The organism is Photorhabdus hindustanensis (assembly GCF_002968995.1).
GTDB lineage: Bacteria > Pseudomonadota > Gammaproteobacteria > Enterobacterales > Enterobacteriaceae > Photorhabdus > Photorhabdus akhurstii.
Genome location: NZ_PUWT01000061.1, coordinates 1 through 8,989 on the forward strand (window position 1 = coordinate 1; position 8,989 = coordinate 8,989).

10 protein-coding genes and 1 pseudogene are annotated in these 8,989 nt (G+C 42.4%); 2 read left to right on the forward strand and 9 right to left on the reverse strand.

Annotation, left to right across the window (positions count from 1 at the left end):
- Positions 1–195, forward strand: a 195-nt coding sequence (locus C6H66_RS20275) for an IS30 family transposase (protein ID WP_146111084.1), incomplete at its 5' end; no start/stop codon positions are given.
- Between the two features lie 439 nt (positions 196–634).
- On the opposite strand, the gene asd is transcribed toward C6H66_RS20275, so the two are convergent.
- The 9 genes from asd to C6H66_RS20320 all read right to left on the reverse strand — a co-directional run bounded on the left by asd (position 635) and on the right by C6H66_RS20320 (position 8,388).
- Positions 635–1,741 (reverse strand): aspartate-semialdehyde dehydrogenase, encoded by a 1,107-nt coding sequence (asd, locus tag C6H66_RS20280; protein ID WP_105396538.1) that lies wholly within the window; start codon positions 1,739–1,741, stop codon positions 635–637.
- A 204-nt stretch (positions 1,742–1,945) separates the two neighbouring features.
- On the reverse strand, positions 1,946–2,167 hold the full coding sequence (locus C6H66_RS20285; RefSeq protein WP_036782400.1) for an ogr/Delta-like zinc finger family protein: 222 nt from the start codon (positions 2,165–2,167) through the stop codon (positions 1,946–1,948).
- 76 nt (positions 2,168–2,243) lie between these two features.
- Entirely contained in the window at positions 2,244–3,329 is a 1,086-nt protein-coding gene (locus C6H66_RS20290) for a phage late control D family protein (protein WP_105396539.1), read from the reverse strand.
- 2 nt (positions 3,330–3,331) lie between these two features.
- Positions 3,332–3,790 (reverse strand): phage tail protein, encoded by a 459-nt coding sequence (locus C6H66_RS20295; protein WP_046396587.1) that lies wholly within the window; start codon positions 3,788–3,790, stop codon positions 3,332–3,334.
- Between the two features lie 2 nt (positions 3,791–3,792).
- Positions 3,793–6,219 (reverse strand): phage tail tape measure protein, encoded by a 2,427-nt coding sequence (locus tag C6H66_RS20300; protein ID WP_246593390.1) that lies wholly within the window; start codon positions 6,217–6,219, stop codon positions 3,793–3,795.
- Positions 6,212–6,331 (reverse strand): GpE family phage tail protein, encoded by a 120-nt coding sequence (locus C6H66_RS20305; RefSeq protein ID WP_200868805.1) that lies wholly within the window; start codon positions 6,329–6,331, stop codon positions 6,212–6,214. Before C6H66_RS20305 ends, C6H66_RS20300 begins: the two co-directional genes overlap by 8 nt.
- A gap of 14 nt (positions 6,332–6,345) precedes the next feature.
- Positions 6,346–6,663: a phage tail assembly protein gene (locus C6H66_RS20310; protein WP_036782409.1), complete on the reverse strand. Its 318-nt coding sequence runs from the start codon at positions 6,661–6,663 to the stop codon at positions 6,346–6,348.
- 26 nt (positions 6,664–6,689) lie between these two features.
- The gene (locus C6H66_RS20315) at positions 6,690–7,205 is read right to left on the reverse strand and encodes a phage major tail tube protein (protein WP_105396541.1); all 516 of its coding nucleotides are present in this window, start codon (positions 7,203–7,205) and stop codon (positions 6,690–6,692) included.
- A gap of 10 nt (positions 7,206–7,215) precedes the next feature.
- Positions 7,216–8,388: a phage tail sheath protein gene (locus C6H66_RS20320; RefSeq protein WP_036782415.1), complete on the reverse strand. Its 1,173-nt coding sequence runs from the start codon at positions 8,386–8,388 to the stop codon at positions 7,216–7,218.
- Between the two features lie 407 nt (positions 8,389–8,795).
- On the opposite strand from C6H66_RS20320, the pseudogene C6H66_RS20330 reads away from it, so the two are divergent.
- A pseudogene (locus tag C6H66_RS20330) lies at positions 8,796–8,989 on the forward strand (phage tail protein); the annotation flags it as partial.

Sequence of the window (8,989 nt, forward strand, 5' to 3'; positions counted from 1 at the left end):
GGAAAGAGGATAAATGAGAATATCAATGGACTAATCAGACAATACTTTCCAAAGGGAACTGATTTTAATGAAGTCTCTGATCAGGAAATAAATTTTGTGGTAAACCGATTAAATAATCGCCCCCGAAAAACACGGGGAGGGAAAACACCGAATGAATTATTTAAAGGAATACGAACATGTTTACTTCCGGATTAACGATGTTGCACTTATTATGTGAATCCAAGAAAGATTAATTATAAATAGAGAAATACTCTTTTTACTTTTCGTGTATTTTTTAATAAATAAAAAAAAACATAGAAAAAATTATTATAAATAAAAAATATAATAAAAGATCCATATCAGATGATTGAGTAGATATAATTAGTTCCTGACCCATATTATTTGGCTCATATAACGAGAAGATAACGTCCTTGCCAACTCCCTTAATTCTCTAACCTCTAAAGCTAGTAGTTTATCTTGTTCCATTCCTACCATCTCCATAAAAACGATTCACTATACATTTGGATAGAAGATCATAAATATAGATTATGAATATAACAAAAATAAACCAATAAAGAAACAATGAACAGAACTATATGGATAAATCCACCCGAACAACGAGTGGATTTTTACATAAGTAAATGTATTAAAATAATTAAACCAAGATACGCAGCATACGACGCAAAGGCTCTGCTGCTCCCCACAGCAATTGGTCACCGACAGTAAAAGCAGATAAATACTCTGGACCTATATTCAGTTTACGTAAACGCCCTACAGGAGTATTCAAAGTTCCCGTTACCGCCGCCGGGGTTAATTCGCGCATACTCAATTCGCGATCATTTGGAATAACACGAACCCAGTCATTATGCGCGGCCAGTAATTGCTCAATTTCAGGAATCGAAATATCTTTTTTCAATTTCAGAGTAAATGCCTGACTATGGCAACGCAGCGCCCCAATACGTACACACAAGCCATCCACGGTAATGATGTTATTACCGGTATTCAGAATCTTGTTGGTTTCTGCCTGACCTTTCCACTCTTCACGGCTTTGGCCATTATCAAGTTGTTTATCAATCCACGGAATCAAACTACCTGCCAACGGTACGCCAAATTGCTCAGTTGACATAACTCCACTACGGGTGAAATCCGTTACTTTTCTTTCAATATCCAGAATAGCCGATGCCGGATCTTGCAGCTCTTTTGCTACCTGAGTATGTAGAGCTCCCATCTGAACCAGAAGTTCACGCATATGACGAGCGCCCGCACCAGAAGCTGCCTGATAAGTTGCAACAGAAGCCCATTCAACCAAATTATTAGCAAACAAACCGCCCAAAGACATCAGCATTAGGCTAACGGTACAATTACCACCAACAAAAGTTTTTATGCCTTCATTAAGACCTTGCTGAATATGCGCATGGTTAACTGGATCAAGAATAATGATGGAATCATCATTCATACGCAGTGCTGACGCCGCATCAATCCAATATCCCTGCCAACCCGTTGCTCTTAACTTTGGATAAATCTCATTAGTATAATCTCCCCCCTGACAGCTAATAATAATATCCAAAGCACCAAGAGCTTCGATATCGAAAGCATTCTGTAACGTACCTTGCCGACCAGTAAAATCAGGTGCTGGCTGTCCGTGTTGTGATGTCGAGAAGAATACCGGACGAATAACATCAAAATCCCGCTCTTCAATCATACGCTGCATTAATACTGAGCCGACCATCCCGCGCCAGCCGATAAAGCCCACATTTTTCATCATTATTGTCCTACTTCGGTGAGTGTTGATTCAGTGATTCTGATTACACCAAAGCTGACAAAATATGACCAAGGACGCAAGTGAATTTATTAACTAATTCACAAGATATTTAGCAACGTAGCTAGCAGCAAGATATATAACAAATCTGGCATCTGAGTAAGAAGCCACCGGCTGGTGGCAAATATTTACAATTAACTTTTAATTTCAAGTCACATTCAATTGAGTTTTAGTTTTTTCTTTGGGATGCGGCTTAACACTTATTACTTCACCAGGTTTGGAAATAAAGCGGACAAACGTTTCATGGCTAACGAAAGTTGCACCACAATTGATGTTTTGACATTGATTATAACGTTCTTTTGTATGGCTGGAATGCTCAAAGCTACTGCGTGCATGAGCCGCTTTACCACAAAGAGGACACTTGATCATATTTTCTTACCCTTAACTAAAACATGAACTCTCATAATGTGAACAATATAGCAATGAGATCTCACTTAAAGAACAATTATTTCATATCGAGATCATCAATTTTTAATTCCAGAGTCAGTGCTGTTGTAAAACCACCACCAGATCCATTCACCGTGTGAGTGACTGTCGTTAATGTCCATTCGGCAGCATCTATTTCTGGTTTAAAACCGGTAACCTTGATTGGTATTTCAGGGTAGAGATCTGCACGCCCCTGAGCCAGTTGAATCGAAAACGTCGCTGCTCCACGTTGCATTTTTTCCCAGGCAACCTTGGCTGCACGTTTAGCACTAGCCTCATCAGCATAAGTACGAGAAAGCTCTAATACGTTATCTTTGCTACCGATCAAATAAGATTTTAATTTATCAGCATTTTCCTGATTTTTTCGTTCAACGGTTAAGGTATGTTTTTTCTCCGGTTTACGGACATCCAACCAGTTTGCTACCACGCCGGTATAAGCCTCACGATCGGACAGAGTAAAATTGTGGTTGTCACCTGACCGACGTGTAATCACTAATGCAGGGATAACCGCACCACTGGCTGTTTTGTTCTGTCCTTGCCGAATAAATATCAACTTACCATTTTTTACTGAAGCAATCGCCCCTTCCTGCCTTGCCAAGCGAGTGAGAAAACTACCATCAGACTCATTCGTCTGATCAATATGGTTAATCAATATTTTCGCTATATCTTGATGTAAATCGGCGGTAAGCCTATTCCTTGCAGCAATAGTGCGAACAATATCACCTATCGTTTTCTTATGATAAGACTCTTCACGTCTCATATTGAGAGATTCACGGAAATCAGCACTACGGGCACGAATCGTTAATTTGTCCGGAGCTCCACTGTGGCCAATTTCATCCACAGTAAAACGTCCTTTACTAATCAGTGGCTGATCACGCCATCCCAACGCCAATGAAATCACATTACCTCTGGAAGGTAACACCAAACTTCCATCTGCATCATCCAGTTCAATATCAAGCTGGTCGGCTTCAAAGCCTCGATTATCTGTCATCGTTAGTGACATCAGGCGCGATTGAATGCGCCCGCTGATATCTTTATTATCAATTTCCAAAAGAAATGCCGGTGCACCACCTTTTTCGGAACCTCTGCCAAATTTAGACGTCATGATCATACCTCTTTGACTCTATCTGACAAATTGTCTGTAAGCATAGAGAATTGTCCCTGAAGATCACCGAACATTTCAATTAGAGAACTATCTACTCGCTTCAATGTCAACGTGAAATCAATTTTGCGGGCAGAACCATTCGACATAAATTCAGTTTTTGTCTGGTCGATACTCTCAATGACAAACATACCGTAAACCGTGCCGCTGCCATCTATAAAAGACCAAGCCTTACCGCTGTCAGCCATAACTTGTAGTACCGTCAATGATAAACGGCCACCAGTAATTTCTGGATATAACGAACCGGAAAGTGTCATTGTGTCGTTATCCGGCCCCAGAAATTGCCAGGCAGGCCGCACCCCGATACGGCTATTAAAAGCATGTCGCCATGACTGAGTATATTGCATACTCTGGTATGGTGTGGTTTTCAACATAAAAACAAATAAACCCAGTGCAGCCATCATAATTAGAATTCTCCTCTATCAGAGAATGAACTACGTAAACGAGCCTGCTGTTTACGTTCCCGATCATCCAATTCGCGCCTAACTGCTGCTGCAATGTCCTGCGCAGATTGCCCCGGCGCACCATAGATATTTATATGATAGACCGGCGATTCACTGCGGTATTCAACCACCTGACGTTTGTCCGTTTTCTTTTCCTGAATCTGAGGATAAGCATGAACCGGTAAACTCTGAACATGCAATGGTGCGGTTCTGGCGGCGGTAGAAGGCGCCATTACGCTTAAAGAAAATACCGCAGCAGCAGCAAGTTTAGCAGTCTGTCGTCGGCTAATAACATTAACAGGGCCAGTGACAATCTCTGGTCCATATTCACCAACAATACCAACTCGACCAGCCGGAATAATGCCCCCTTTGTCATGTTTGGGCAGAACCGAATTAACATTAGGACTCACATTATTACTGGCATCTCTTGAAATATCTTCCTTTGACCGCATCCAGTCAGGGAGATACTCAGACAATGAAGTCAGTTTCTGTTTCAGGGCTTCCCATTTTTCATTAATCCCCTCCAATAAACTGTTAATTATCGCTGTGCCAACCTCTTTAAATTTACTAGGTAGATTCATTACGTCAGTAATAATTTCATTCCATTTATCCGAGATCGATATTTTAATATTCTCCCAGATATCCAATGTATTCTGTTTAACTAATTCCCAGGCATTACTAATATTAGTTTTAATACTTTCCCAAGTTTGCAGAACACTCTGTTTAATAGATTCCCATTTCTCAATGAGGTTAATTTTAATATTTTCCCAAAGATGAGAAAATCTCGGCCCCAATGTTTCCCAATTTTGCCAAATATAAACAGCAGCCATCGCAATTACACCAATAATGGCGAGGATTGGGTTAGCCATCATCAAACGACCGACGATCATCATGGTGCTACCCAACATCTTCAGAGCATTCCCGACTAATCCGAGCGCTCTCACACCAGTACTACCAAAGAAAGTAAGACTATACTTCGCTACAGCTAATGGAAGCAATATCGAAGCGATCGCCTGTGCCAATGCGCCAAACACAGTTAACATGCCTCCGACTACCACCGTAATAGTCGCAAGCGTTGCAGCCAAACGTGGATTGGCTTCCATCCACTCACTGACTTTATTGACTACATTGGTTACTTGCTGAGTGACTTCTCTTGCAGGACCTTCTACGCCAGAAAACATCTGAACGCCTAGATTACTCCAAGCGGCATTGAGTTTTTGGATATCACCAGTGAGATTATTCGTCACTACAGAGGCAACTTTTTGGGATTCACCTTGAACATTTTTCAGCTCAGCGATAAACGTTTGCAATCCTCCCTGCCCTGCCTGATTTACCAATACATCCAAAGCAGGAGCAGCATTTTCACCACCAATTGCTGTGAAATAACTTGTACGTTGTTTACCGCTCATTGAACGGGTTTTATCATCTAGTTCAACGAGAATATCAGGTAATTGCCGTAAATTACCTTTAGCATCACGAGTTTTAATATCTAGTTGTTTCAATGCGGCAGCAGCAGCTTTAGGCGGTTCAGCCAATCGGCTTAGTACATTGCTCAAAGCCTCTCCAGCTTCACTTCCCTTAATATTGGCATCACTTAGCTTTCTTGTGGCAGCCGCAACGGTTTCAATGTCAATCCCCAAAGAAGTAGCCGCTGGGGCGACAGATTTCATGGTGTCACCCAATCCCGCCAACGTTGTTTTTGAACCAATAAGCGTTGCCGTCAAAACATCACTAACATGCCCCATCTCTTCGGATTGTAATTTAAACCCTTCCAGTACATTAGTACTAATATCAACCACATTGGCGAAATCTGTACCGCTTGCCTGCGACATTAATACCGCGCCTGGCATCACATTCTTTATCTGGTCAGGAGAATACCCCTTGGAAGCATACAAGCTCTGTCCCTGTGCAATCTGGCTGGCAGGAATCCCTGTACTTTTACTCAACTCACGACTTTGATTGAGTAACATAGTGTATTCAGGAGAATTTTTTTCAATATTAGTTTGTGCCTGAATTTTGGACATTTGAGCACTGAGATCATAACCCGGCATCAAAAAGTTTTTACTGGTTGTCAGTATTTTGCTACCGGCTGATTTTGCACTAGCACCATATTGGCTAACGCGGTCACGAAGCTCTTTGATTTTGCTATAACGACCTTCACCGCGATTTTCTTCCTTTTTGTTACTGGTATGCGCAGTTTCCTGCGCATATTCAGGAGCAGAATAAGGTTTAATTGCTTCATAAGTCTGATTTAATCGCTTAAATTCATCACGATTTTGCCGGAGAGAATCCGCCAACCTTTTATTATTTCGCTGGGCAGATTTCAAGGCGCTGGTCAGCTTATTAACGGACTGTATTACCAATTTAAGCTGTGACTGTGTATTACTCATTTTCTGCACCACTTCGTAAGATGGCCCGATGTCGCCAGTCCAGTAATTCCGGTAGTGACATTTCATTTGTCACTGCCGGAGACCAGTGGAAAACGGTGGCAATATCTGCCACCAATTCATCTACGGTTAGTCGGTCTGGAAACCGGACTTCGCCGACTTCGGTAACAAAAAATTGACCACCTCAACACTGAGATTAATCAGATCGCCGGGCGTCATTGACAACAGATCGCTTTTAGTGAGCGCAGGTATGGTAACGCGTGGCAAAACCAATATCATTGAGTCCACATCCATTTCCAGCAAAGCCTGTAGCCGAGCACCACGCAGCGCGCCACTGTTCGGTTTGCGCACCACCACTTCAGTGATGTTGCTACTACCACGTGCAAGCGGTTCTTCTAATACGATTGTGCGCTGCTCGTCGTTTTGAGTAATTAGTGTTTCTGTCATGGTTCAACCTTGTTTATCCGATTAGATTAAAGACCCATAGCGCGGCGGTGATCTGCCAAGCGATCTTCACCATTAACGACTTCAACCATGTTAACGGTATCCACTTCGATCAGAACTTCACCATCCCATGTCAATTTGAAATAGGTATTTTTAGCGCTGATTTTGGTCTGAGTATTATCTCCCTGCTTATAAGTACCGTGGTCAAACTCATGGAAACGGCCACGCATCACGATTTCAACAGCAATCACATCGCTGGTATCATCGCGCTGGTAGGAGCCCGCAAAGCGCAACATTACGCCGTCGGCTTTGGTCAGTCCCCATTGCCGATAATGTTGAGCTTCCATACCTCCTAGAGTAAATTCAACGTCCAATGCACCTTCATCCAAGCCTAAGTCCACGGTTGCGCTACCGTTCATGCCAGCGCCACGATAGGTTTCCAGTTTACGACTCAGCTTAGGCAGAGTAAGTTCTTCTACTATTCCCTGATAACTATTGCCATCATTAAACAAGTTCAGGAATTTAAGTTTGCGAGGTAATGCCATCTGTGTCCCCTTAGCCGTTTATGCTTTTCGCGAAATCCATCAGGTAACGATCTGTAATACGCTGGCGTAACATCATGTTTTCCAGTGGTGGTACAGGTGTATAGTCGTAATCGAGGGTCAATTTACCCGCTTTCAAGGTGTCTTTATCATTGGCGTTTTCGTCATACCAGCATTGACCGTCAATAATGTAGCCCCCAGATTTCAGTTCACGGAACTTAGCATTGATACCTTCGATAATGTCCCGTACGAGTGAAGGAGTTAGTGGCTTATCGATTGCCCACATATGTGCTTCCGCCATAGTGTCAGCTAAGACTTGGGCAGTACGAGTGTAACTTTCGAACTGGAACAATGGGTCATCAGCGCAGGTACGGGACCCCCAGAAACGGAAGCCATTTTTACGGATAAGTGTCGTGATACCATTTTGGTTTAGCAGACCTGAATCTGTTGCTGGATCTTGAAGATCCCAGAATACATCTGCTGAAAGACCGGTCACACCATTGACACCGATGTTGGACAGTGTTTTGTGCCAACCTGTTTCTTCATCAATTTTTGCACGCAAACCCAATGCACGAGCAGTAGCGTAGGCGATAGTTTCTTTATTAGAAACAGTATCCCAACTCAGGAAATCAGGCCAAATCAGCATTAATTCGCGCTGACTGAAGTTTTTGCGATATTCGATAACTTCTGAGATAGTCTTACTACCATAGGCGCTGATATAAGCCATTGCTCTCAGTTTCTGCGCGATACTCGCCAACTCAACAGCAACAGCCTTCGTATCCAGCCCAGGGACGCCCAGAATACGTGGCTTCACACCTAATTGGCTTTGTGCTGCCAACAGTGCCTGTATACCGGTTTTCTTACCTTCATTAGTTGTAGTACCAATGATGTTGCTGGTAGTTTGCTCTTCCGTTTCACCTTGTGCTACACGGACAACAACAGTAACGGGTTTAGACTGGTCTGAGATAGCTTTGAGTGCCTGAGGCAATGTACCGGTTTTACCAGCTTTGCCAATGGCGAGTGAAACATCAGTAATCAAGACCGGAGTGTTTAGTGGAAAAGTTTTTTCGTCTGCTTCAGGACCAGTACACACCATACCAACAATAGCGGTGCTAACTGTGGTGATGGTACGTGTGCCTTCGTTAATTTCCTGTACACGGACGCCGTGATGATAATCTTGTGCCATATTAGCGGTTCTCCTGTTAAGGTGTCCCGCTATGTTGAAGTATCCAAATTATTAAATCATTCGATGGGAAATGTGTGGGAGATGATACAAATCAGGTCGCTTAATTTATTATTTTTTCTAATTATTTAATTATTTGTACTTCATAGAGAGTGGAAAAAGAAACCTCTATAAATCAATATCTGTTTCTTCTGGAGTGAACTTTTAGCTCTGTTCATTGATTATTTTTTCACAGATTTCACCGACCAAAATAGATTATAATTTATACATATCAACGCATTTCTCTGTAAACCACAGTTCTGGTCATTTATTAACACCCGAATATAGCCAATCTTCGGCATATATAGTCCCGCTTAGTACCAATACGAAACTATTCTTTCGGAAATTTCACCGATAAGTGAGTTTTTAAAAATCTTGGTTTATTAGAAAAGCTAATTCCGATAGGGGTGCCACTTCCTTGGCCGACGGCCACACTACCGGATGGGTGGTTGCAATGCAATGGTGCGGCCTTTGATAAAGCGAAATTTCCGGAATTAGCTAAGGCTTACCCTGGTGGTAATTTGCCCGATTTGCGAGGAGAATTTATTCGCGGTTGGGATGACAA

Bases quoted from the DNA above. Each gene is read 5' to 3' on its own strand.
- asd (WP_105396538.1), bottom strand. From the start codon at position 1,741: ATGAAAAATGTGGGCTTTATCGGCTGGCGCGGGATGGTCGGCTCAGTA.
- C6H66_RS20285 (WP_036782400.1), bottom strand. From the start codon at position 2,167: ATGATCAAGTGTCCTCTTTGTGGTAAAGCGGCTCATGCACGCAGTAGC.
- C6H66_RS20290 (WP_105396539.1), bottom strand. From the start codon at position 3,329: ATGACGTCTAAATTTGGCAGAGGTTCCGAAAAAGGTGGTGCACCGGCA.
- C6H66_RS20295 (WP_046396587.1), bottom strand. From the start codon at position 3,790: ATGATGGCTGCACTGGGTTTATTTGTTTTTATGTTGAAAACCACACCA.
- C6H66_RS20300 (WP_246593390.1), bottom strand. From the start codon at position 6,219: ATGAGTAATACACAGTCACAGCTTAAATTGGTAATACAGTCCGTTAAT.
- C6H66_RS20310 (WP_036782409.1), bottom strand. From the start codon at position 6,663: ATGACAGAAACACTAATTACTCAAAACGACGAGCAGCGCACAATCGTA.
- C6H66_RS20315 (WP_105396541.1), bottom strand. From the start codon at position 7,205: ATGGCATTACCTCGCAAACTTAAATTCCTGAACTTGTTTAATGATGGC.
- C6H66_RS20320 (WP_036782415.1), bottom strand. From the start codon at position 8,388: ATGGCACAAGATTATCATCACGGCGTCCGTGTACAGGAAATTAACGAA.